Below are 23,738 nucleotides of genomic sequence, written 5' to 3'. Positions count from 1 at the left end.
TGAAAGAGCCATGCCCGGTCACGACCTACCGCCGGTTCGCGCCGCGGCCACGCTGTTGCCGTGGCTGCTCGAAACCCTGTCGCCGATGAGCCGCACGCGGGTCAAGGAATTGCTCCGCGACGGCCGTGTGCGCGTGAACGGCCAACCCGTCACGCGACACGATCACCCGTTGTCGGCCACTGATCGCGTCACGTTGGCTCGCGACGGCACGGCTCGCTCGTCCGCACCTTCGCTGGTCATCATCCACGAAGACGCGGACTTGCTCGCAATCGACAAGCCGGCCGGGTTGCTGACGGTGGCCACCGACGCCGAGAAGCAGGACACCGCCTTCGTCCGGCTGAGCGAGCAACTTCAAGCCCGCGGCGCGGGCCGGCCGTTCGTGCTCCACCGCCTCGACCGCGGCACGTCCGGGTTGCTCCTCTTCGCCCGCTCGGCGGCGGTCCGCGATCAGCTTCAATCGCAGTGGGACGGCGTCGAGAAAACCTACCTCGCCGTGGTGGAAGGGGCACCGCCGTCGCCGACGGGGCGGGTCGAGAACTACCTGCGAGAAGGGAAGAATCTACGAGTTCAGGCCCGCCCGACACCCGACGACGGGGCGGTCCGGGCGGTCAGCCGGTATCGCGTGGTCGGCCGGAAGGGGCGGTATTCGCTCGTCGAGGTGTCCATCGAGACGGGGCGGAAGCACCAGATTCGCGTCCACCTCGCGGGGTTGGGCTGCCCGGTGGTGGGGGACGCGGATTACGGGGCGAAGGTCGATCCCGTCCGGCGGTTGGGGTTGCACGCCTGGCGATTGGCGTTCGATCATCCGACGAGCGGGCAGCGGCTTGAACTGGAATCGCCGTTGCCGGACGAGTTGCGGCGGCTGGTAACAAAATAGCCCGCCGTTCGGCGGGCTACGTTCGGTTCGTCACTTCTCGCCGTAGGCCTTGTAGCGGTTGACCGGCTTCGACTCGGCCTTCGGCTTCACGGCAATCTTGAGCACGTCCGGTTCGGCCGCGGGTGCGGCCTTCGGGGCCGCTTGGCCGTCCGGCTTCGGCTGCGGCACGGGGTTGGCCGGGCCGCCGTCGTAGCGGAACTGACCGGCGTCGGCCGGCGGGTTCGCGGGGATGACGGCCGGTGCGGCCGCGGTCGCACCGGGCTTCAGACTGAGGGTGAGCGTTGCGCCGCTACCGGTCGTGCCGCTGATGCCCCAATAACCGCCGTAGTAGTAGCTGGGGTAGGCGTAGGTCGGCGCGTAGTAGTAACTCGGGGCGACGTAGTACCGCGGGGCGTAGTACGACGAATAGCCGAAGGACAGCCCGCCGCCGTAGAAGCCACCACCGAAACCGCCGTAGTAGTTCGGTCGGTAGCCGCCGTAATACCCACCGTAGTAGGACCGGCCGTAGCCGCCATAATAAGAACGACCGTAGCCACCACCGTACCCGTAGCCGCGGTGGTGAATCTGTTCGGTGTCGTCGGGCAGCGGCGAAGTGGCCGCGGCCTTCTTATCGTCGTCGGCTCGGTAGCGGCCGAGCTTTTGGGCGGGGTCGTCGGCCCGCGTCGAGCCGACGCTGGCGAGCAGCCCGCAGGCTACGGCCAGTGTGCGAAGTGTCAAGCGAATCATCGATCCACCCCCTTTTGGAGCACCCTCTTTCCCAGGGTTCCTTCCGGACATTCTACCCAACCGGATTCTCTTGCGGAAGCCTCCCCGACAATTCCGCCCGCCCGAATTTGCCAAACCCGCCGTTCGGTCCCAAAGTACAGGCGGTCCTTTCTGTCCGTAACGACCGGTGCCGCCGTGAGTCTCAAGCGATTCCTCCGCTTCCTGTCGGTCAGCCTGTTCCTGTTCATCCTCGTCGGCACACTCGCGCTCAGCCGGGCCGAAGACTTGAACATTCTGCTGAAGGCCGGGCGGAAGGCGAAGGAGCAGGTCGGGAACGCGCTGCCCGACGGCCAGAAGTTGGCCGGACCGCTCGCGGCCTTCCGGGCGGGCGACGCCCTGCCGGTCGAGGAACGGGTCCGCGTTCGCATCCAGACCGACAAGGGGATGACCGGGTCCGAGGTGGCCGTCGCCACCACCGACAAGGCGGGCGAAGTTCGCCTCCGCGGCGTGGTGCAGACGACCGGCCAGAAGCAACGGGCGGTCGAGTTGGCCAACCTGACGAACGGCGTCGAGAAGGTGTTCGAGGAACTCGCCGTCCCGGAAGGGAAGTAGCTTTAACGAAGCACCCGCCGGCCGACGAACCGCGACACGCCGACCAGCCGCATCACGAGGCCCGCCACCGCCACCACCGCGAACGGCCACCCGGCGACCGCGACCGCCAACAGGCCGAAGCCCGTCACCACTTCCGGTTGCCAGCCGACCGTCCCCCACCGCGCCACCCCCGCCACCGCGAACAAGCCCAGCACCCACGCCCCCGCGAACAGGATGGCCTTCACCGGCCGCACGGCCGATTCCGTCGAGGCGGTCGGTTCGTCGTCCGCCAGCACCGGCAGGCTCGCGGGCCGCTTCGCCGCTCCCACCAGTCGGATCGGGTCGTCGCCGGTGACGGCCCACGCGAACCCCTTCCCCACGCGGCGGCAACTGCTCCCCGCCGCGGGCTGGAGGTCGTCCGTCGTCGCCAGCCGGTGTTCCGCCTTCGGCAGTGGAACGTGGGCCGAGAGCAAATCGACCGCCGGCAGCGTCACCTCGGGGCCGGCCGGGAAGCGGTTCAACACCACGATGCGAACAACTTGCTCTGCCCGGGCCGCGAAGTCGGCCTGCCAGCGGCGGCGGGTCGGTTCGCTGCCGGCCTCCGCCACGGAGACGCCGGCCGGCCACTCCACGCGCGCTTCCGTGCCGGGCGGCAACCGCGACACGTCCAGCGTGAAGGAGTGCGGCCGGTTCGGAGTCAGTTGCAAGTTGAGGGTGACGCGCTGCTCGATCAAGCCACCGGTCCGCGTGACCGCCTCCGCTTCCCGCAAGGCGGTCGGCGTCGGCGGGTCGGCCGTGAACTTCGGCGGGGCGGCGGCCTCGTCCGCGAGGTAGATCGTTTCGCGGTTGCGGGCGGTGGGCAGCAGTTTCGTGGTGCGGCCGGGGTTCGGCGTCAGGACAACGTCATCGACCGGCCGGACGCGGACCGTCGTGCCCGGCACGCTCGGCAGTTCGAAAGCTGCGGCCGTCGCGTACCCCGGCCATGCGCCGGTCCACCGCAGCGTCGGGTCTTTCGCGTCGCCCTTGAACCATGCCCGAACGCGGTTGCCGGCCCGCTGCCAGCCGACGAGATCGGTCGCGGACACGTCGGTGAGCGTCACGCCGGCCGGCACGCCGCACTCGACGAACGGCGTCACCGTCCCCGCCGGCCACCGCGAGACGCCGACCACGTCGGCCCGTGTACCGAGGGACCACATCAACTCGTGGCTCGCGGGGGTCGGCAGCGTCGGAGGCTTCAGAATCGGCCGGGCCGTCGGCGAATTGGTCCCCTCGCGGCGGAAGGAGCGGGTCAGCGTCTTGTCGAAGTCGAACTCCGGCACGGCCGCGAAGTCGCGGGCCACGGCGTCGGCCGGGAAGTCGACGAGGTTCTCGTTCTGCCAGTTCTCCACCGCGACGCCGGTCAACCGCACGCCGAGGTAGCTGGCCGTCACGTCCGCGTTGGTCGCGTGGGGCACCCGCAGGGCCGGCCGGAGGGTCGGCAACTCCTTCGGGAACAGCCGGAAGGTGACGGCCAGTGTTCCCTCGACCGGGTTTTGCAGTTCGAGCGCGAGCCGGTGCGCCCCGTTCCCCGCCGGCGTCAGTTCCCAGTTCCGCAGGCCGTTCGGCGTCTCGGCGGCCGGCCCGCGGACGGTCACGCCACCCGGTTCCAGGCCGGCCGGGATGTCGAACGTCAGCCGCGACAGCGCCCCGCGGGTGATCTGGTACACGAACGCGGCGTGGGCCGCGGCCCGGCCGTCGGTCACGTCCCACACGGTCGCCTCGGTCACACTCGCGGCCGGCGGACTGTTCGCCCCGGCCCCCTCCCGCCAGCGGAGGGCGACCGCCCCGCCGCGGCCAAGGTCGGCGTGCAACGTCGTGCCCGCGTCGGTTCGCGTTAGCGTCTGGCGGCCTGTACGCCCGGCGAGGCTCGGCTGTCGGCCGGCCGGCGGGAGGGCGAAGTTCAGCCGCGACGGGAGCAGGTCCGGCACGCCGAACCGCAGGTCGCGGTCGCCGGCCGTGCCCGTGACGGCGACGGTGAATGCGGCCTTCACCTCGTGCCGCCCTCGGCCGGCCACCGTGAGGGCGTACTGGTTCAGCTGGGAGGCGTCCGGGTAGGCGGCGGCCCCGTCGAGCGTCATCGTTTCGAGCCGCACGCTGGTGAGCGGGAGTACGAGTTGTTGCGGGCCGTCGCGGGTGGCGTGGACGGCCCAGGTCGCGGTGAATCGGGCCGCGCCGTCGGCCTCGGTTCCCGCGTACTCGGCGTCCGTCACCACCAGCGGCGGCACGGCGGGCGTCGCGACGGCGGTCAGCCGGTCGAGGACCGTCTGCGGGACCAGGGCCGTCAGTTGGTTCGGTTCCGTCGCGGATTCTTGAAGGAAGTAAACCGTCGCCGCCTCGGGGGCTTGAGCCTCTGACGTGGAGCCGAGGAGCCACGTCAGACCGACGACCACGACCGCGCGGGGCTTCGCCACCAGGGTCAACGCGAGCAGTCCGAGGAGCGCGACGACGAGCGGCGGGAGGACCACGGCCCGCCAGCCGTCCGGCGCGAGCCACGCGGCCATTCCGAAGACCGCGGCGGCGAGGAGCAAGGTGGAGCGGGACGCGCGGCCGGAGGTGCCGGCCAGCAGTCGCGTGAGCGTGAAGCCGAACAAGACTGCGGCGAGGGCGAAGCCGACGCCGCGCACCAGCACCACGGGCACGGCGACCGCGTCCGGCGGGACGGCATCCGCAGTCGCCGCGAGCGTCGGCCAGAGGCGGTCGTCCGGACCGAAGTCCCAGGTCGTGCGAACGATTGGTGAACCCGGCAGATCCAGTTGCGTCTGCCCGAGACGGTGCGGCCACCCCGGCGTCGGCGGCAGTCGGTATGCGAGCGTAAACGCGACTCCGTCGGCATCAGGCGTCGGAATTGGCAGGTGCGCCACCCCGTCGGTCTCGATCGCGTCGGCCCACTTCCCGTCGATTCGTGCGGACTCGACCGCCGCGCCGGGCGGCAGCGTGATCGACAGGGTACGCCCCGCCGCTGCCCGCACGCGGCCGGAGAGTTCCCCTCGTACACTGCCCGCCGGGTCGAGTGCCACCGCCAGCGCCAGGTCGGCGAACCGCCAGACGTTCTCGGCCGGGGCCGGCTTCTCGGCCTCCGGTTCGCCGACGCGATCCGCCGGCACGCCCTTCGCTGCCAGCGTGAGCGTCGCGACCGGGTCGTGGGTGTACTTGAGTGTCCGCGCGTCGAGGTCACCGGGAGCGTGTGAGAGCCACCCGCGGAGGGCTGACGACACTTGAATGGTCAGCGTGCCGTCGCGCTTCGCCGTGCCGACGGGGGCCACCACCGGCACGGCCAGCGTCGGTCGGGCGTCGGGCGTGTCGAACGTCGGAGCCGGCCCGCGGAGTTCCACCCGCACGTCCACGGCTTCGCCGGTCAGGATCGGGTGCGTCGGCTCCAGCGTCCACAGGCCGCCGGTGTTGGTCCAGGCGGCTGTCGGGTCGTCGGGGGTCAGCACGGCCGGCAGGGTCGTGAACCCGGGCGGCGTGCGGAACGTCAGCCGTGTCAGTGGGCCGCGCGAGACGCTGACGCGGAAGCGGGCGGTCAGTTGCGTGCGACCCGGTTCGACCCGCCATTCGAGCGCGTCCGCGGTCGCAAACTCGGCGGTGGCCGCACGCACCCGCAACGACGGCGGCCGCCGGGGTGCGTTGCCGTCGGACGGCAGCCCGCCCTTGAAACTGAGCGTGAATGCCGGGTCGGCCGCGGCCGTGCGCACGAGGCGGTAATCGCCGCCGGACCAGCCGTCGAGCTTCACGTCGCCGCCCAGGCGAACGTCGATCCGGTCGTCGGTGAGTGGGCCGAAGGTGGGGCGCACGGTCGGTACCGGCCACGGTTCGCCGCCGGTCGGTACGGCCGCGACGGCGGCAACCGCCACTACGCCCGCCGCCACCGGTTCGCGGAAGGTTGCCGTGAGGCGGCGGTCGGTCACGTGCCAACTTTCGAGGCCGGGGGCGGTTACGTCGGTGACGGTCAGGGCGGGGTCGAATTCGAATTCGAGCGTTGAAAGTGGACCGCGGGCAGCGGTCGTGTCGAACTCGAAGGCGGCGACGGCAAGGCCGGGCGAGAGGTCGAACTTCGCGACCCGTGCGAACGTCGCGAACGCCGCGGGCAGGCCCGCACCCGTCGTCCGTCGGACGGCGAACTCTAGCCGCGACTCGCCGCCGAAGGCGATCTTCCAGCCGGCGCGGTTGTCGGCCTTCGGGAAGGGGCCAGTGAGGAGTTGGCCGCGCTTCGCCACCGGCACGCGGTCGGCCGGCAGGTTCAGGTCCAACACCGCGAGCGGGGCAGCGGGCAGGCTGAGGTCGAACCGCACGGCCCCCGGCTCGTCCGTCCCGCGGGCCGACCACGCGAACGCCACCGGCGTCCGACCACGGCGGTCCGCCCACAGTTTCGCGGGCGTGCCCCAAAGTAAAGCTTCGCGGCCGTCGGGCCACTTCAACTCGCGGACGGCGACCTTCAGCGGGTCGAGAGACAACGCGCCGTCGCCGTCCGCCGACACCACCCACTCCCCCGTGCCCGCGAGCGAATCGCCGGCGAAACTCGCCCGGTAGTACGCCCCGACAAGGCTCGGCGGCGAATGCACGTTCACCGCCGCCCGGACCCGCTGCTCGAACTCCTCGCGGGGCATACGGCGGAACGGGTTCCCCTCTGGCGCGGTCGGCAGCGGCGTGCCTCCGGGGAGGAGGACGCGGCGGATCGGGAACGGGTCGGGGGGCGGCGTCGCGTCCCGCGTCGCCAGCGCGTGCAAACCGGTGGCGAGCGCGGCCGCGGCCGGAACCTGCGCCGGCAGCACGGCCACCCCCGCGAGCAGGGCGAGTAGCACCAGGGCCGCCGTCGCGCCGCGGAGGGACATGGGTTAGCTCGAAGACGGGGGCGGGAGGAGCGGCGACGACTTCACGGCTTCGAGCGGCGGCATTCCGTTCCGCGAGCCGCGCGGGCCGGACCCGGACCCGACCGACGGCGAGGCCGAAACGGGCACCACCCCGCGGCGGAACGTCGGCAAGTGGGTGACGCGCCGCCGGGCCAGCCACCGCAACCCGGCGGCCAGGCCGAGCACCAGCGCGAGCGCGAGCAACCCCGGCACGCTCGCGGAGACGACCTGCGCGGCCGGTTGCGGGACCAGCACGGCGGCCACGGCCGCGGCCACACCGCCCAGCGCGACCGCCGGGCCGACGAGCCGCGGCCGCAGGCGCGACACGGCGAGGCCGAAAACCAGGGCGAAGAACGAGCACGCGAGCACGAACGGCAACCGCGGCACGCGGAGGATTCGCACGGCGGCGGGGGCCGTTTGCCGGCCGGTCACGCCCTCGTCGGTCGGCACGTCCCACGGGTCGGCATCAACCGGCGTTGCGCCGCCCGCGAACCAGCGGTCGAGTTCGCCGGGCGAGACGGCGGCCGCCGGCGCCGGCAGCCCGCTCCGCCAACCCCATCGCTGTTCCACCAGCAGCGGGCCGCCGACCACGAGCGGCACGGTGTTGCCCGGCACGGCCGCCGACCACCACGCGGGCGACTGCAACACCGCGCCGCGGATCTGTGGCGGGTGGAGCGTTATCTCGCCGCGCGGTTGCGGCGGCAACGTGTACTGCACCTCGATCACCAGTGCCGGGCGGGTCGGTCGCGCTTCCGGGAGCGGGACGTGGTACGTTCGCACGAACTCCTCGCCGCCGGGCAGGGCCGTCAGGTTGTCGGCCTTGTCCTTGTTCACGAAAACCTTCGGCGGGCCGGCCGAGGTGATTTCGATCTCGACGCCCTGCGGCGACCACCGCTTGAGCAGGAAGCGTGCCCGCCCCTCCACCGTGCCGTCCGGCGAGGCCCACGATTGAAGGGCGGCTCGCTCGACCACGACCGTGCTCGTGTCGGGCGTGTCGAGCAGGTCGAAGGTCAGGGGGATGGGCTTCATCGAGCCGGTCGCGGCGAGGGTCAGCCACGGCAGGGCGTCGCGGTCGGCGCTCGGTTCCGGCGGCCGCTCTTCCCACGCCCCCTGGACGTTCGCCGGGCGGCGGCCGGTGCCCGCCCCCCAGACCCGCACGGCCGCCGCGATCTTCGTGGCGTCCGGCCAGATCAACGGCACCTCGACCGACGGCGGCTTGTCGACCGCCCCACGGGGCGGCAGCGGTACGGCGTAGCTGACGGTGAACGCGAGTTCCTTCGCGTCGGCCGGCGGTGTTAGCGTCCACAGCCCGCCGCTCAGCGGTTCAACCGCCGGGGACGCCTGGAACGCCAGGGCGTTGAGCGGCCCGCGGAGTCGAATCGCCCGCCCGAGGGGGTCGCTCGCCTTGAACTGGATCGACTCGACGACGGTGAGTTGTCGCTCGCCGACGGTCACGTCGGCCCGCACGCTCGCCGTCAGTTCCGCCCGGTACGACTGCCAGGCCAAGTCGAGTCGGGCCAGCGGCGCTTCGAACGTGCCGGCCAACTGCGTTACGGCCGTTCCCGGCTTCGGCGTCCCGCCTGGTTGCAGTTCGACCGGCGGCGGGTTCGGGGCGGCCTCCCGCGCGGCCTCTCGCACGGACCCGCGGACCGTTAGCCCGTCCGGGACGGTGACCGTCAACTGCGGCTCTCGCTCGAGCACGTGCGTGAACTGCGGCAACAGTAGGGTTGTCTCGGTCGCCGTCTCGGGCACCCCGAACAGCGTTTCGACGGTCAGGGTGAACGGCTCGGACTGCCCGTTCGCGAGGAGGATCGTCACTGGCCGCTTGCCGTTCACTTCGGCCCCGGCCTGCACCTCGTCCACGCGGTCGTCGGGCGGCGGCACCCGCGGGTCGTGCCACCCGGCGGGCAGGTCGAAGGTGAGTTGCTCGATGACCGAGTGGACCGGGCGGACGCGGATCTCCGTGCGGAGCCGCCACCCGGTGCGGGTGAGGTCGAGCTTGTGGTGCGGTTGGACGGTCGTGTAGCCGCGCGTGGGCCGGGCTTCGAAGTCCAGGGTGAGGGGCTTCTTGTCGGCGGTCGCGAACTTGAACACGGCCACGGGCAGGTCCGGGCCGAGCGGCGCGTCCTGGCGGCGGATCTCGGCCGAGTGCCGGAAGTTCTTCAGAAGGATCGTCGTGGGAGCGAAGATGCGGACCGTGCCCGTCTGCTTCGGCACGCCCGGCACGAACGCGAGGGCGACCGGGTACGGGCCGGCGTGCTTCGCGTTCGTGGCGTCCGGCCGGGATTGGGGCACTGTCGCCGTCACGACCCACTCGCCCGCGTCGGGCGTCAGAATCTTCCACGGCTGCTTCGCATCGGTCGGCCGCGTGACCGTGGCGGGCGGGGCGGAAATCGCTTCCAGGTTCGGCGCGGTCGGCCGGGCGACGGTCACGGTCGCTTCGCGCGGCAGGACGACGTGCCACTCGCGGGCCGGGCCTTTCAGCCGCAGCTTCGTGGTCGTTTCGAGTTGCGCGTCGTCCACCCGCACGCTCACGTCGGCGTCCGATGACAGCGCGGTGTCGGCGACCGACGTGGCCGGCGACGCCGGGGCGTCCCACGCGACTTCCAGCAGGTCGATCGGGCCAAGCGGCACGCCCTTGCCGTCGGCCTTCGCCGCGTACCGGCCGGCGTCGTCGGTGGTTCGTTTTAGTTCCGGCGGGCGGGGGGTGGCCGGTTCCGGCGTCCGCGTGCCGACCGTCAGCTTCTTCACATTCCCGCCGGGCGGATCGAACGTCAGAGTCGTGATCGCGGCCTTCGGCAAGCCGACCTCGAAGCCGACCTCGTTCTTGCCGCCGCGCGGGGCGACGGCCGCTTCGAGTTCGAGCGTGACCTTCTGATCGCCGGCCTGCTCGACGACGACGGCCAACCCGTCGGCGGTGAGTTCGAGGAGCGGGATCTTGCCGTCCGGCCCGACGGCCGACACCGGGGCCGCGCGTTGCCCGCCGAGCAGCACGACCGCCCGCGGCGACGGCGTGCGGAAGGAGTAGTCGAGCGTCAGCCGGGCGACCGACTTGCCGCCGTGCGTCTCGATCCGGCCGCGGATCGCGCACACGCTCGGCGACACCGGCTTCACGGCATCGCGGAGCTTCTTGAGTTGCTCGGCTTGATCGGCGAGTTTCTGGTATTCCTTCGCGGAGAGGACCACGCCGTCGACCTTCGGGGCGACCTCGTTCGGGTTGGCCGTGTAGAAGACGATCGTGCCGTCGGGCAGCTTCACCGCCGCGGGCTTCTTGACCGAATCCTGGGCCGGCGTTGAGGTGCAAAGCAGAACGAGGGCCGCGAACAGCGACAGAGCGGGCCAAAGTCGAGAGCGTTCACGCGGCACGGTCGGCCGTCCTCTGACCGTGAGGAGAAGCGGGCACAACTTGAATCAAATCCAGCAGAGCGATTCACTCTTACTATACCGCTCCGTCGCGATCCGACCGATCGCCAACTGCGGAAACTTTCCCGCAGGGCCGCCAGCCTTCGCAATCGGACCAATTGTGCGCGATGTTCCGCCTTTGCCGCCTCTGTCGTCCGGCAGCCGGCGACCCGCGGGGGCTGCGATTCCGATGAAAGAAAGTGCGACCGCACGTACACGGAGAAGTACCGATGGCGAATACCGACAGCGTGACCGTCCTGACCGAACCGCAAGTCTACCTCGTCGGCAAGCAGATCGTGGCGACGCTGGAACTGTCCCGCTTCCTCACCGACCACGGCGTGAGCTGGAACAGCGATAGCGAAACGCCGGCCGAGGTGCTGACCGAGACGGCCGGCCGAGTCTGTTACATGAGTTTCGCCAAGCCGCGGCCGGGTGGGAACGCGACGTACCTCAACCACATCAAGGAAGTCGGCCACGGCTCCGTGTTGGAACACGGCGTCTGGAACATGGTGCTGACGGGCTTGAGTCGCAGCCTGACGCACGAGTTGGTCCGACACCGGGCGGGGTTCGGGTACAGCCAACTCTCGCAGCGGTACGTGGACGAGTCGATCGCCGAGTACGTCGAGCCGGACATCATCGCGAACGACCCGGAATTGCACGCGGTCTGGCTCGAATCGGTAAAGCACTCGCACGCGGCCTATGTGAAATTGGCGGAGATGCTGAACCAGAAGTTGGCCGACCCCGCGGCGGCCGCGGCGGCGATGCTGCCGCCGGACGCCGACCGCACCACCCGACGGAAGTCGGCCCGGCAGGCGGCCCGCAGCGTGCTGCCGAACGCCACGGAGACGAAGATCTTCGTGACGGCCAACGCCCGCGCCCTGCGGCACTTTCTCGAACAGCGCGGCTCGACCGGGGCCGAACCGGAGATTCGCAAGCTCGCGAACCGGATGCTCGACGTGTTGGCGAAAGACAGCCCGAACCTCTTCGGCGACTACCGGAAGAACCCGCTGCCCGACGGCACGTTCGAGATCACGACGCCGTACCCGAAGGTGTGAGCCGCACGAACGCGAACCGGCGGCCATCGGCCGCCGGTTCCGTTCACGAAGTTCTCGGCCGTTACTTCGACGGCTTCGACTTATTCGACTCCGCTTCCGGCACGTCGAGCTTTTCCAGCAGCTCCTTGATCGTCTTCAGGGCCGCGTCATCGGCGAGGACGACGAGAGAGTTTGTGCGGGCGTCGGCGGCCATCTTCACACGAGTGCCGACGTAAACGCGGGCGCCGCGGTTGAACCCGGGACCAGTGTTGGCGTCCCGGAGTTCCGCGTTCATCAGCAACGCGATTGTTCCTTCGAGTTCCGTCGCCTTCGCGTGCTTGAGTGGAATGACGTGCGTCCCCGGCTCTTTCGCTTCCACGGCTTTGACCGGCGCGGCCGCACCGGGCGGCATACTACCGGGAAGGTCTGTTGTGCCCTCGGCCGGCGCGGGTGAACTCGTTGTCCCGCCGACACTGCCGAAGCCGGTGGTGCCCCCGGCACCCGCCGACAATCGACGTGATTTTTGCCGCTTGAGCACGGCCGTGCCAAACTTCTCGACCACTGCGGTCAGTTCCCAGCCCTCTTCGCCGAGTTTGTTCATCTCGGCCTCGGCCTCGGAGTTGTTGAACAATCCGTTGACAACCTTGTACTCCCACCGCACGGCCATCATGGCGGCCATCGTGCTCGTCCCACTTGGGCCGCCACTGGAGCTACGAGCGCCGCCGCCGCGGCTCCCGGCCGCCCCAGTGGGGCCACTCCCCGGTCCGCCAGGGAATTGCCCGATGGCGTCCGAGAAGAACATCGTGCTGACCGTGGTCGTCATCGCCGTCGCGACGAGCAGCGCGGCCGCCAGCCATTTCGTTCGAGTGGTCATGTCAAAAGCTCCTTGAGCCAGTTGGAGAACGGTGGGAGAAACGGTTTCCGTGGTGCGGGCGAACGCGATCGCTTGCTCCGCCAAAGTCAGGGGTACGGTCGCGGCCCCCGTGGTCGTGCCCAGGCCGATGGCCCCGGCCGCCGTCGCGGGGGCGATGCCGCGGCGGGTGAGGTTTTCGATGACCCGCTGCCGGGCGCGGGCAAGGCGGGTCGTCAGCGTGTTCGGCTTCAACCCGAGTTGCGCCGCTGCATCGGCCTGCCGCCGGCCTTCCAGGCAGCACATCACGAAGGCCGCCCGCAGGGCTTCCGGCAGGCGACCGACTTCCTCGTGGACGGCGGTGAGCAGGTCGTGCCACGCCGCTTCGGAAACAGGGGCCGTCGCCTCGGCCGTCGCGGCGGTCGTTTCTCGCTGCCGTCGGCGGGCGGCGGTGCGGCGGGCCTTCATCGCCACGCGGAAGGCGACGCCGTGCAGCCACGCTGCGAGGCGGTCGCCGTCGCGGATGCGCCGGCCGCCGCGGACCAGCGCGAGGAACGTCGCCTGGAAGGCGTCTTCCGCGTCGGCGTCGCCGGGCAACAGGTTCCGGCACACGCCCCAGACCATCGGCCCGTGCCGCCGCACGAGCGTGGCAAAGGCGTGGTCGTCGCGCCGCAGCAGGAACCGGCCGAGCAGGTCGGCGTCCGGGCGGTCGTCGGCCAGCGCCTCGGCGTGCCGCAGAATCGTGTGCAGGTGTTGCCGGTTCACGCACAGCCTCGGGAGGGCGTTTACCCTATAGTGCCCGACCGCGGCGGAATGTGACAGGGAAGAAGCGATGAGAGTTGCGAGTGGCCGCCTACAATCTTGGCATGACACGCACACGGATCATCGTCCTCGCGGTTCTCGTGTTCGCCCCGTTCGTGTTCCTCATGGGGGCCGGGTCGTACCACCTGTGGATTACCGGGTGGACGTTCATCGTCTGGTGGCCGATGGCCGCGTGCCTCGCGGCGGCCTACGGCCTCGGCTGGTACTGGACCCGCCGCCGCAGGAACATTCTCCCGAACACCGGCGTCGATTCCCCACCGGAGATCTGGACCGACCGTGACGCGGAAGCGTGGAAGCTGGTCGAGAAGAAGGCCGGCGAGGTCACGCGAATAACCGCCGACGAGATGGCCGACCCGAAGCGGTACTCGGACATCGCCATCGCCCTGTCGTTGGAGATCGCACAAGTCTACAACCCCGGTGCGGCCGACCCGTTCGGCCACCTGACGCTACCGGAAATCCTCACCTGTGCGGAACTCGTGGCCCACGACCTGACGACGAAGGTGAACACCTACGTCCCCGGTAGCCACCTCCTCACGGTCAACCACTGGAAGCAGAGCCGCAAGGTCATCGACTGGGGGCAGAAGGCGCTCAACATTTCGTGGCTGGCCCGGGCCGTCCTCAACCCCGTGTCCACCGGAATGCAGTACCTCGCGTCGCGGGCCAGCGGGGCGGTGTTTAAGGAAGCCCAGCAGAACGTGATGCTCTGGTTTCACACGGCGTTCATCCACCAACTCGGCAAGCACCTCATCGAACTGAACAGCGGCCGCCTCCGCGTCGGCGCGGCCAAGTACCGCGAGATCATGGAGACGGCCCAAGCCGACGCCGACGAACCCGGCCGAATGGCCGCCCCGTCGCTAACGGTGGCGGTCATCGGGCAGGTGAAGGCCGGCAAGTCGAGCCTCGTGAACGCGCTCCTCGGCGAGCACAAGGCTGCGACCGACATCGTGCCGACGACGGTGGGCGCAACCCGGTACGACCTGAAGCTGCCCGACCAACCGCCGGTGACGATCGTGGACACCGCCGGTTACGGCCTCGCCGGTCCAACGGAGGCGGAAGTCGCCGGGGCGGTCGAAGCCGCGGCGGGGGCCGACTTGGTGCTGTTCGTCACGCAAGCCCGCAACGCCGCCCGGCAGTCCGACGCGGACATGATGCAGAAACTGACCGCCGCGTTCGCGAGCAAGCCGCACCTGAAACTCCCGAACATGCTTGGCGTCCTCACGCACGTTGATTTGCTCTCACCGATGATGGAGTGGAAGCCGCCCTACGACTGGCAGGCCGGCACCCGCACGAAAGAAGTGCAGATGCGGGAGGCCGCCGATTCTGCCCGCGAACAACTCGGCGAGCGGCTGAAGGTGATCGTGCCGGTGTGCATCGCGACCGGCAAGGAGTGGAACGTGCAGGACGGCCTGACAGAACTGATGGCCGCCGCGATGGACGACGCCCACGGCACCGCCCTGTTGAAACTCTTCCACACGGAATCGAGGGCCGGGGCCGCCCGCAAGACTGTCGATCAGGTGCTGAGCGCCGGCCGCGTGGCGTTGCGCGCTCTCTGGGAGAGCGCGAAGCGATAGAACGAAACCTTCCCTCATTGGAGACTGACCATGCCGACCGCCGCCGAATACGCCGCTCAGTACCGCCAAGGGGCCGCCGACTTGCGGGCGGCCGTCGCCGGGATGACCCGCGAGCAAGTCACCGCCCGCCCGGTGCCCGGCAAGTGGAGCACGCTGGAAGTCGTGGCCCACCTCGCCGACTTCGAGCCGATCTTGGTCGAACGGATGAAGCGCATCCTCGCGACCGATGATGCGAAGGTTCTGCCCGCCGACGAGAACCTCTTCGCCAAGGCCCTGCACTACGATGCCCGCGATTTGGCCGAGGAGTTGGCCGTGGTCGACGCGACCCGCGCCTCGACGGCCCGCATCATCGAGAAGCTGACGCCGGAGCAACTCGCCCGCACCGGCGAACACGTCGTCAAAGGCCCGGTGACGCTGGAGAGCGTGATCCAGATGGCCATTCGGCACATCAACACCCACCTGCCGTTCATCGCCGAGAAGCGGAAGGCTCTGGGGATTTGAGCTTACCGCCGCTCCCACGGCAGGCGGTCCTCGTCGTAGATTCGCGGCCGGCGGAGTTGCTTCATCATCTCGTAACTCTGGTACGCGAACAGGAACAGGAAGATCGTCATCATCACGCCGGGGATCACCCACCGGAACCACGACGGCCACTCGGTAAAAATCTGCCGTCGCAGGTCCGGCGGGCCGAAGTTCACGATCAGGCCGACGACCCCCAGGAATCCCGCGACGCCAAGGGAGACTTGCTGCGTCCGCAGGTCCGGCTGTCGTTCGCGGCCGAGCACCAGCCCTTCGCGCAAGATGTGGCTACCGTCCAGCGGCCAGATCGGCAGCAGGTTGAACAGCGACCAGATCAGGTTGATGAGGAACAGGAACGTGTACAGCACGCCGAGGTACGGGTTTTGATCGGCCCACGCGATTAGTTGATCGCTGCCCCACACCAAACCCAACAGCAGGAAGCCCGCGAGCGGTCCGGCGGCGGCGATGAGGAGTCGCCGGACCGCCGAGGGTTGTTGGTACGCGGGGATCGCCAGGCCGCCGAAGGCGAACAGTTCGATTCGCGCCGGCGAGCCGTAGTGCCGCATCGTCACCGCGTGGCCGAGTTCGTGCCAGAGGATCGAGATGAACCCGCACGCGATCCAGAGCAGGCCGATCTCGAAGCCGGCCTGGAACGCCGACTGGCCGAGGAGGGCCATGCCCAGCCAAAACAGCGGGTTCACCGTCACCGGAAACGGCCCGAGGCGGAAGCGGAGGTCGAACGGGGTGCGCTGCTGGTTGAATAACAAGGGCTACGTCTCGCGGAATTCGGGGTGTGCGGCCGGAATCCCCGTTGGCACGGTCGGCCGCTCCCACAATCATAGCGGAAGACCGAGCGTCCGAAGTGGAGGTGCCGCATGCCGTCGTCAGCTTTGAACCCGCGCGTCGCCGTGTACACCGGCACGTTCGACCCCGTCCACCTCGGCCACTACGACGCCATCAGCCGCGGCAGCAAGTTGTTCGACACGCTCATCGTCGGCGTCGGCATCAACCCGGACAAGCAAACCCTCTTCACCCTCGACGAGCGCGTCGAGCTGCTGCACGACGTGTGCGCCGACCTGCCGAACGTCGAAATCCACAAGTTCGAGGGGCTGGCCGTGCGGTTCGTCCGGCAACTCGGCTCGCGGATCATGCTCCGCGGCCTGCGGACGCTCTCCGACATGGAGTACGAGTTCACGATGTCACTGATGAACTCAAACCTCGACCCGGAACTGGAAACGGTCTTCCTCATGGCGAAGGAAGACTTCTCGCACGTCAGCAGTTCCCTCCTGCGGCAAATCGCGTTCCTCGGCGGCGACCTGACGAAGTTCCTCCCCCCGCGAGTGAAGGAAGCGCTGCTCGACAAAGTCCGCGAGAAGAAGGCGTAACTCTCCCGCATCGCACGCTTCACTTCCGACCCATTTTTCGCGATGACCGGCCGCCCCCGCGCGGTACGATGGGGCGGCCGTCTCTCCCCTCCCCTCACTTCTCGAAATCGGAGAACCCGATGTCCCTCTCCCACCGCCGTACCTTCCTCGAAGACGTTGGCCGCGGAATGCTCCTCGCCGGCGTCGGCCCCGCCCTCGCCGCCGACCTCGGCCTCGCGACCGCCCGGGCCGACGAGGAACCGAAGGCCCTGCACTTCGGCGAACTCGAACCGCTCGCGGCCCTGTTGCAAGAAACGCCGGCCGGGAAACTGTTGCCCCTCCTGGCGTCCAAGCAGAAGGCCGGTCTGAGCCTTCGCGAACTGACCGCGGCCGCCGCCCTGGCGAACGCCCGCACCTTCGGCGGCGAGGACTACTTCGGCTTCCACGTCTTCATGGCCCTCGCCCCCGCCTACCACATGGCCCAGGAACTTCCGAAGGCCGAACAGGCGTTGCCGATCTGGAAGGTGCTCTACCGCAACGCCCACTACACCGAGAAGGCCGGCGGGCGAACGAAGGAGGTTCTGAAACCGCTCCCGCCGAGCGAAGCGACGGAGAAGCCGACCGCGGAGAGCGTGCGCGCGGCCGTCGATCGCGGAAACGCGGTGAAGGCCGAGCAAGCCCTGGCGGCACTCGGCCGACAGTCGCCGGACGACATGCTCAACGCCGCGATCCTCGGCGTCGAGGACAACCACGACGTCCACACCGCCGTCCTGCCGTGGCGGGCGTGGGCGATGCTGGACCTCGTCGGCCGCGACCACGCCCTCACGCTGTTGCGGCAGTCGGTCCACCAGTGTGCGAAGCGGTGCGCGGAGAACCGTCGGAAGCCGCAGGAGATCGCGGAAGCTCGGGCCGTCCTGCCGAAGTTGCTCGACCAACACAAGCTGATGGGTGGGCCGAAGGGCACCCGCGCCGGCGACGACACCTGGGTCGAGAAACTGGCGGCCACGATCTACACCTCGAAGCCCGAACAAGCCGGCGGGGCGGTGGCAGCGGCCCTGGCCGAAGGCTTCTCGCCGGAGCAAGTCGGCGAGGCCGTTTCGATGGCGTCGAACCAGTTGGTGCTTCGCCAGGTCGAGAAGTGGGACGGCAACTACGGCCGCCGCACGCACGGCGATTCCCCCGGCGTCCACGCCTCCGACGCGACGAACGCCTGGCGGAACGTGGCCCGCGTCGGCAGCCCCCGCAACCGGGCCGCCGGCCTGATCCTCGCGGCCATGAACGTCGCCGACAGTTCGACGTGGGCCGGCAGTCGCACGCCGCCGGGGATGGAAGCCGAAGCCTACCCGCACGCCGAGCAACTGGCGGCGATTAAGTCGAAGGAGCCGGCTGATCTGCTGAAGGAACTCGACGGCGCGATCCGCGAGAACGACCAGCTTCGGGCGTGTGCCGTGGTCCACGCCTACGGGGCGGGCGGGCACGAATCCCGGCCGATGTTCGATGCGCTACTGCGGTACGCGATCAGCGAGGACGGCCGCCTGCACGCCGAGAAGTTTTACCGCACGGTGTCCGAGGAGTTCGCCACGACCCGCCCGGCCTTCCGCTGGCGGCAACTCGTCGCCCTGGCCCGCGTGTCCGCCAGCGCTTACGGCTTCAGCCAGTCCGACCGCAAGGAAGGCCGCGCACCGGGCTACGAGGAATCGCGCCGCCTATTGGGGGTGTGAGCCGCAACAGACGCCGGTCCGGATCGACTCGGAGAAGTGTCGGCGGCACAACGAGACGTACCGCTCGTTGCCGCCGATTTCGACCTGATGCCCCTCTCGCTCGACGCGGCCGTCGGGCGAGACGCGGACGACCATCGTTGCCTTCCGGCCGCACCAGCAGATCGTCTTCAACTCCGACAGCGTATCCGCCCACGCCAGCAGGGCGGCGCTGCCGGGGAAGAGTTCTCCGCGGAAGTCGGTCCGCAGGCCGTAGCACATCACCGGGACGTTCAACTCGTCCACGACGCGGGCCAACTGTCGGACCTGTTCCTTCGTGAGAAATTGGGCCTCGTCGATCAGCACGCAGTGCGGCTTCGCCGGCGGGCAGGTCGCCCAGAAATCGGTGTCCGGCCCGAACCGGCCGGCTTCCGCGTCGATGCCGATGCGCGAGGCAATGCGGCCCATCGCCCGCTCGTCGAGGAGGGCGGTGAACAGCATCGGCCTCATGCCGCGCTCGGTGTAGTTGTACGCCGCCTGGAGCAACGCCGTGGACTTCCCGGCGTTCATCGTCGAGTAGTAGAAGTAGAGCTTGGCCATGCCGATCTGATACTCCAATTTCGCCCGCATGCCAAGTTCGCTTGCCAGCTCGTATCATGCACCCGAAATGCCGAATTACGCCGCGGGGCGGTCATGTCATGATCGAATCGGGTTCCGAAGTCGGGCAATCGTTCGCGATGCGGCGGTCGCTCAAGACGACTGTCGTGGGGTGCGCCGCCGTGCCGGGCCTATTCGCCCTGCTATTGCCCCTCGTGGCTTGCTGGTGGGTGGCGAACCGCGAGAGCTTCTGGATCGACGGCGTCCTGGTCGTCGCGTCGCTCGGCTATGCCCTCGTCGCGTATTCCGTCATCGACTACCTCCGTGACCGACCGACCCTGACGGTGACGCCCGACGGACTCACCCGCCACCTGCCGAGTTTCCTGCCAGGGCAGGATCGCACACTGTCTCGGACCGACATCGGTGCGGTCGTACGATTCGACTTCTATGCGCCCGTGCCGTACACGAACCCCGGCCTCCCGCACCACTTGGCGTGCGAGTTGAAGACCGGCGAACGGGTCCGCTTGACCGAGAACGAAGACCTGGCCACCGTGCGTGCGGCGGCCGAGTGGCTGGTGCCGCGGTTGGGCGTGCCGCTGACGATCGTGGCGGTCCGCTGGGGCGAGTTGCCTTCCCAGGAGAAGCCGCCCTACCGCTGCCGCTACGCCACGACCGTGCCGCCGCTCTTCCGTTTTCCGTGGTCGCGGGTCGTCACCGGGCACACCGTCACCCTCACCGTGTCGTTGTTGGACCTGGTCTGCGAGTCGGCTCGGCTCGGCCGCCGGGACGTGTGGCGGTGGCCGCTGGCGGCCGTGCGGAATGTGTCGGCGTCGCTCACGACGGAATCGGGGACGGCCGGCGTCGGAGACTTGAACGTGTGCGTCACCCTGTCGGTCCACTTGGTCGACGGATCCGTCACGCCGCTGGTGTCGGTGAAGGTGTTCGGGTACGAACAGGTCGAAGAACTGGCCTGGGTCGCGACCGTCCTCCGGCGGCAGTTGCCAGGGTGGCAAGCATGACACCCGTCCCACCACCGCCGTGGCACGAGTTCGTCCGCGGGCCGCTCGTGCCGGTCGCGCTCGCGGCGAGTTTCGGGCTGATCGCGGATCGGTACGCCGGAATCAGTCTGCCCACGGAACTCGTCGTCGCGGTCGCCGGGTTAGTCGGGTGGTTCGTCGGGCGGAACCGCAACGCGGAGTTTGCCACGCTCTGCCTGTGGGGGGGCATCGCGGGGCTGGCGGCGGCCCATCACCACACTTACCGGCACGGCTTCCCGCCGGACGACATCGGCCGGGTGGTCGAATCGCACCCGGTTCTCGTGCGGGTGCGCGGCCTCGTTGACGAAACGCCGGTCGTTCACCACAGCACGCCGGGCCACGGCTTCGGCCCGACGCGGCGGATGGACCGGGCCGTGACGATTCTCGCCGTCACCGAAGTTCGCGACGAATCGGACGTCTGGCAACCGGCGAGCGGGCGGTTGCGGTTGAGCGTAGAACAAATCGTCGGCCACGCCGACCGCGGTGCGTTCGAGGCGATCCGCGTCGGCGACGAAGTTGAAGTGACGGGGCAACTCTCGCGGCCGTCGCCGCCGGGCAACCCCGGCGAGTGGGCTTATGCCGAGCACCTGCTCGACGAGCGCATCCGCGGTGAACTGCGGGTGGCGAAGGCCGAGGACGCCGTCACGCGACTCGACGAAGGCGGCCGACGGTTCGCCGTGCTCACGCGGTTGCAGAGCTTCTTCACGAATCGCATCGACGACTCGTTCCCGCCGCGGGAGGCGGCCTTGGCCCGGGCGCTGCTCCTCGGCGACGGCTCGGCGATGGACCGCACCGAGTGGGATGCGTTCGCCCGGACCGGCGTCATTCACGTCCTCGCCATCTCCGGGCAGCACCTCGTCATCCTGGCCGGGTTCGTCTGGTGGTCGCTGCGGATTTATGGCGTCCGTCGGCGGCGCGGCACGCTGTTGGTGATGGGCTTGGTCGTGGGGTACGCGGTCCTCACGGGCCTGCGGCCGTCGGCCACGCGGGCGGCCGTGATGGTCGTGGCCGCGTGCGGCGGCCTGCTACTCCGGCGGCCGGTGCTGACCGCGAATACCTTCGCCCTGGCGTGGCTGGTCGTCTTGATGTGGAACCCGACCGACCCGTTCACGAGCGGCTGCCAACTTTCCTTCGTGTCGGTGTTCGTCCTCATCTGGGGCGCGACGCGGTGGTTCGCCCCGAAGCCGCTGACGCCGCCGGAACTGATCCTGGCCGAGACGCGATCCGTGCCGGAGAAGGTGCTGCGCGGCCTCGCCCGCATCCTGTACGTCGCCTTCGGCATCACGGTGGTGCTGACGCTCACGAACGCGCCGCTCGTCATGCTCCGGCAGAACGTCGTGCCGCCCGTCGGCGTGCTGGTCGGGCCGCCGCTGGTGCTGCTCACGGCCGTCGCGCTGCTGGCGGGCTTCCTGCTGCTGATCGTCGGGCCGATTCCGCCGCTGGCCTCCGTCACCGGGTGGTGCCTATCGCTGTGTGACGAGTTGGTGAAGTTCGCCGACGAGTTGCCCGGCGGCAGCGTCTACGTGCCGACGCCGGCCCTCGGCTGGGTCGTCGGGTTCTACGGCTTGCTCGCTGCGTTCGTGCTGCTCGCCGATCGGCGGATTGCGTTCGCGCTGCTCGCGTGGTCGGTCCTCGGCCTGATCGGGCTGCCGCGAACAAATGGCGACGAGTTCCGCGTCACGTTCCTGGCGGTCGGCCACGGCGGGTGTACGGTGATGGAAACGCCGGACGGCCGGGTGCTGCTCTACGACGTTGGCACGATGGCCGGGCCGGACGCGGTGCGGCGAATCGTCGCCCCGTACCTCTGGCACCGTGGCATCAGCCGCGTGGACGAAGTCTTCCTCTCGCACGCCGACCTCGACCACTTCAACGGTCTTGGCGAGTTACTTCGCCGTTTCCCGGTCGGGCAAGTCACCATGACGCCGAGCTTCGCGCTGAAGCCGACGCACGAAGTCGCCGACGTGCTGGACGCGGTGCAGCGGCGGCACGTCCCCACGCGGGTCGCGTCGGCCGGCGACCGCTTCACGGCCGGCGACGTGGCGTTCGAAGTCCTCCACCCGCCGCGCGAGGGGCCGGACGGCACGGAGAACGAGCGCAGCCTCGTCCTCCGAGTGACATACCACCGTCACTCAATGCTGCTCACCGGCGATCTGGAAAAGTCCGGGGCGCAGCGGCTCCTCGGCCTGCCGCCGGCGGCGTGCGACGTGCTGATGGCCCCGCACCACGGCAGCCGCAGTGCGCTCCCGCCGGAACTCGTGCGGTGGAGTTCGCCCGGCCTCGTGGTCGCGAGCCGCGGTTATCGGGCCGACCCCGCAATCCGCCCCGCCGACGCCGCCGGCGTGCCGGTGTGGGACACCTTCACCGCCGGTGCGATCACCTTCCGCAGCAACCCGACCGGCCTGACCGCCGAAGCCTTCCGTACCGGCGAGCGGATCGTGGTGCGGCACGGGCGGTGAAGTCATAAATCAACCGTCCGCCCTCCCACGGTTACCGCGATGCCCACTCGCTACCACCGGATGGCCGGCCTATTTCTGGCCCTGGCCGTCCTCGGTTGGGTCAGCTTCCGCATGACGCGGCGGCTGGCCGAAGAACCCTACGTCGACTTCCGCGCGTTCTACGACGCTGCCACCGCCGTTAACACGAACGCCGACATCTATCGGGCCGGGGCCGAGATGTACATCTACCCGCCGATGCTGGCGGCATGGATGTCGCCGCTCGCCCGGCTGCCGATCCTCACGGCGGGCTGGGTCTGGTACGCGCTCGCCGTCATTACCACCGTCGTCGCCCTCCGCGGGTGGTGGCGGCTGGTGGAAAAGCGATTCGCCCTGCCGCCCGGCGGGTTCGCCCCGGCCCTCGGAGCGGCCGTCGCGTGTTGGATCGAACAGGTCCGGCGGGAAGCCGAGACCGGGCAGTGCGACTGGCTGCTGTTGGGGGCGCTCGTGCTGGCCGCCGTTACCCTCGACCGCCGGCCGATCGTCGCCGGGGTGCTGCTCGGCTTTGCCGTGAACGTGAAGTATGTGCCGATCGTGTTCGTGGTCTGGCTGCTCATCCGGCGGCGGTGGACGGCGGCCATCGCGGCCATCGGTGCGACCGTGCTGTGGGCCGTGCTGCCCGCCCTCGTGCTGGGGTGGGACCGGAACCTCGATTACCTCCTGCGGGCGACCGCCGGCCTCGGCAAACTTCTCGGCATTCATGTCGAAGGGCAGCCGGGGCTGGTCTACCCGCTGGAGTACGAGTACAGCGTCTCGGTGCCGAGTGGCGCGGCCCGCGTCGGCAAACTCCTCGGCGTCGGCCGTGTACTAGTCGTGCCAATCGTGGGGCTGGTTGCCGCCGGGTGCCTGCTCATTGCCCGGCGGCTCTACCGGCGGCACGGGTTCGGCCTGTTCGTCCGCCGGCCGACCGATCCGCCGGGGCTGGACGTGCTCGAATGGACCGGCCTCCTCGTGGCGATGTTGGCGTTCAGTCCGCAGACGCAGAACCGGCACCTGTTCTTGCTGCTGCCGATGGTGCTGCTGGCGACCGGCTTCCTCACGCACCGGGTGGAAATGACCCGCTCGCTGGTGGCCCTGGTGATCGGGGTGCTCGGCACGGCCCTGATCGGCGATGCGGTCGCGATCAAGGAGCAAGGGGCCGTGAACTGGGGGTTCTTCGGCGGCGGCGGGCTTGCGATTCTGGCGATGTTTCTGATCCTCCTCGACGCGGGGTTGCGGCAACTCGCCCGCAGCAGGGGGGTTAACACGGCCGGCCTTTCTCCGACAATAACGCTGCCCCTTTCGGAGTAACCAC

The 23,738-nt window shown here is 69.6% G+C and carries 16 protein-coding genes; 10 read left to right on the top strand and 6 right to left on the bottom strand.

What is annotated here, in order from left to right; all coding sequences use genetic code 11:
* Positions 1–10 precede the first annotated feature (10 nt).
* The gene (locus PX52LOC_RS03125) at positions 11–877 is read left to right on the top strand and encodes an RluA family pseudouridine synthase (protein WP_246173639.1); all 867 of its coding nucleotides are present in this window, start codon (positions 11–13) and stop codon (positions 875–877) included.
* A gap of 30 nt (positions 878–907) precedes the next feature.
* Here PX52LOC_RS03125 and PX52LOC_RS41570 read toward each other — a convergent pair whose 3' ends face one another.
* Positions 908–1,603, bottom strand: a complete 696-nt coding sequence (locus PX52LOC_RS41570) for a hypothetical protein (protein ID WP_178132537.1) — start codon at positions 1,601–1,603, stop codon at positions 908–910.
* Positions 1,604–1,777: 174 nt separating this feature from the next.
* Here PX52LOC_RS41570 and PX52LOC_RS03115 point away from each other — a divergent pair, with 174 nt between their 5' ends.
* The gene (locus PX52LOC_RS03115; RefSeq protein WP_149108713.1) at positions 1,778–2,194 is read left to right on the top strand and encodes a BON domain-containing protein; all 417 of its coding nucleotides are present in this window, start codon (positions 1,778–1,780) and stop codon (positions 2,192–2,194) included.
* A 2-nt stretch (positions 2,195–2,196) separates the two neighbouring features.
* On the opposite strand, the gene PX52LOC_RS03110 is transcribed toward PX52LOC_RS03115, so the two are convergent.
* Both PX52LOC_RS03110 and PX52LOC_RS03105 read right to left on the bottom strand, forming a co-directional pair.
* Entirely contained in the window at positions 2,197–7,044 is a 4,848-nt protein-coding gene (locus PX52LOC_RS03110; RefSeq protein ID WP_149108712.1) for a hypothetical protein, read from the bottom strand.
* A 3-nt stretch (positions 7,045–7,047) separates the two neighbouring features.
* Positions 7,048–10,428, bottom strand: a complete 3,381-nt coding sequence (locus PX52LOC_RS03105) for a hypothetical protein (protein WP_149108711.1) — start codon at positions 10,426–10,428, stop codon at positions 7,048–7,050.
* A gap of 266 nt (positions 10,429–10,694) precedes the next feature.
* Between PX52LOC_RS03105 and thyX the strand changes: the two genes are divergently transcribed.
* Positions 10,695–11,519: an FAD-dependent thymidylate synthase gene (gene thyX / locus PX52LOC_RS03100; RefSeq protein ID WP_149108710.1), complete on the top strand. Its 825-nt coding sequence runs from the start codon at positions 10,695–10,697 to the stop codon at positions 11,517–11,519.
* Positions 11,520–11,580: 61 nt separating this feature from the next.
* Here thyX and PX52LOC_RS03095 read toward each other — a convergent pair whose 3' ends face one another.
* Positions 11,581–13,113, bottom strand: a complete 1,533-nt coding sequence (locus tag PX52LOC_RS03095; protein WP_149108709.1) for a sigma-70 family RNA polymerase sigma factor — start codon at positions 13,111–13,113, stop codon at positions 11,581–11,583.
* A 101-nt stretch (positions 13,114–13,214) separates the two neighbouring features.
* Between PX52LOC_RS03095 and PX52LOC_RS03090 the strand changes: the two genes are divergently transcribed.
* Both PX52LOC_RS03090 and PX52LOC_RS03085 read left to right on the top strand, forming a co-directional pair.
* Entirely contained in the window at positions 13,215–14,741 is a 1,527-nt protein-coding gene (locus PX52LOC_RS03090) for a GTPase family protein (protein ID WP_149108708.1), read from the top strand.
* A gap of 30 nt (positions 14,742–14,771) precedes the next feature.
* The gene (locus tag PX52LOC_RS03085) at positions 14,772–15,242 is read left to right on the top strand and encodes a DinB family protein (RefSeq protein WP_149108707.1); all 471 of its coding nucleotides are present in this window, start codon (positions 14,772–14,774) and stop codon (positions 15,240–15,242) included.
* Positions 15,243–15,244: 2 nt separating this feature from the next.
* Here PX52LOC_RS03085 and PX52LOC_RS03080 read toward each other — a convergent pair whose 3' ends face one another.
* Positions 15,245–16,024 carry a site-2 protease family protein gene (locus tag PX52LOC_RS03080; protein ID WP_149108706.1) on the bottom strand — a complete coding sequence of 260 codons (780 nt, stop codon included), beginning with the start codon at positions 16,022–16,024 and terminating at the stop codon, positions 15,245–15,247.
* Positions 16,025–16,132: 108 nt separating this feature from the next.
* On the opposite strand from PX52LOC_RS03080, the gene coaD reads away from it, so the two are divergent.
* Together coaD and PX52LOC_RS03070 are read left to right on the top strand one after the other, a co-directional pair.
* Complete coding sequence (gene coaD / locus PX52LOC_RS03075) at positions 16,133–16,642, top strand: pantetheine-phosphate adenylyltransferase (protein WP_149108705.1); 510 nt, start codon at positions 16,133–16,135, stop codon at positions 16,640–16,642.
* Between the two features lie 119 nt (positions 16,643–16,761).
* Entirely contained in the window at positions 16,762–18,342 is a 1,581-nt protein-coding gene (locus tag PX52LOC_RS03070) for a hypothetical protein (protein ID WP_178132536.1), read from the top strand.
* Here PX52LOC_RS03070 and PX52LOC_RS03065 read toward each other — a convergent pair.
* The gene (locus PX52LOC_RS03065; RefSeq protein WP_149115406.1) at positions 18,328–18,918 is read right to left on the bottom strand and encodes a thymidine kinase; all 591 of its coding nucleotides are present in this window, start codon (positions 18,916–18,918) and stop codon (positions 18,328–18,330) included. The two genes, PX52LOC_RS03070 and PX52LOC_RS03065, sit on opposite strands and share 15 nt — an antisense overlap.
* Before the next feature lie 98 nt (positions 18,919–19,016).
* Between PX52LOC_RS03065 and PX52LOC_RS03060 the strand changes: the two genes are divergently transcribed.
* The 3 genes from PX52LOC_RS03060 to PX52LOC_RS03050 are packed head-to-tail and all read left to right on the top strand — an operon-like array spanning position 19,017 to position 23,734.
* The gene (locus PX52LOC_RS03060) at positions 19,017–19,934 is read left to right on the top strand and encodes a hypothetical protein (RefSeq protein WP_149108704.1); all 918 of its coding nucleotides are present in this window, start codon (positions 19,017–19,019) and stop codon (positions 19,932–19,934) included.
* Positions 19,931–22,408: a ComEC/Rec2 family competence protein gene (locus tag PX52LOC_RS03055; RefSeq protein WP_149108703.1), complete on the top strand. Its 2,478-nt coding sequence runs from the start codon at positions 19,931–19,933 to the stop codon at positions 22,406–22,408. The genes PX52LOC_RS03060 and PX52LOC_RS03055 overlap by 4 nt, the downstream gene beginning before the upstream one ends.
* A 39-nt stretch (positions 22,409–22,447) precedes the next feature.
* Positions 22,448–23,734 (top strand): glycosyltransferase family 87 protein, encoded by a 1,287-nt coding sequence (locus tag PX52LOC_RS03050; RefSeq protein ID WP_149108702.1) that lies wholly within the window; start codon positions 22,448–22,450, stop codon positions 23,732–23,734.
* Positions 23,735–23,738 lie beyond the last annotated feature (4 nt).

The sequence above is a fragment of the Limnoglobus roseus genome, assembly GCF_008254045.1.
Classification (GTDB): Bacteria; Planctomycetota; Planctomycetia; order Gemmatales; family Gemmataceae; genus Limnoglobus; species Limnoglobus roseus.
Note: the sequence above shows the minus strand (reverse complement) of the source record. Positions and strands in the feature narration are given on the sequence as shown.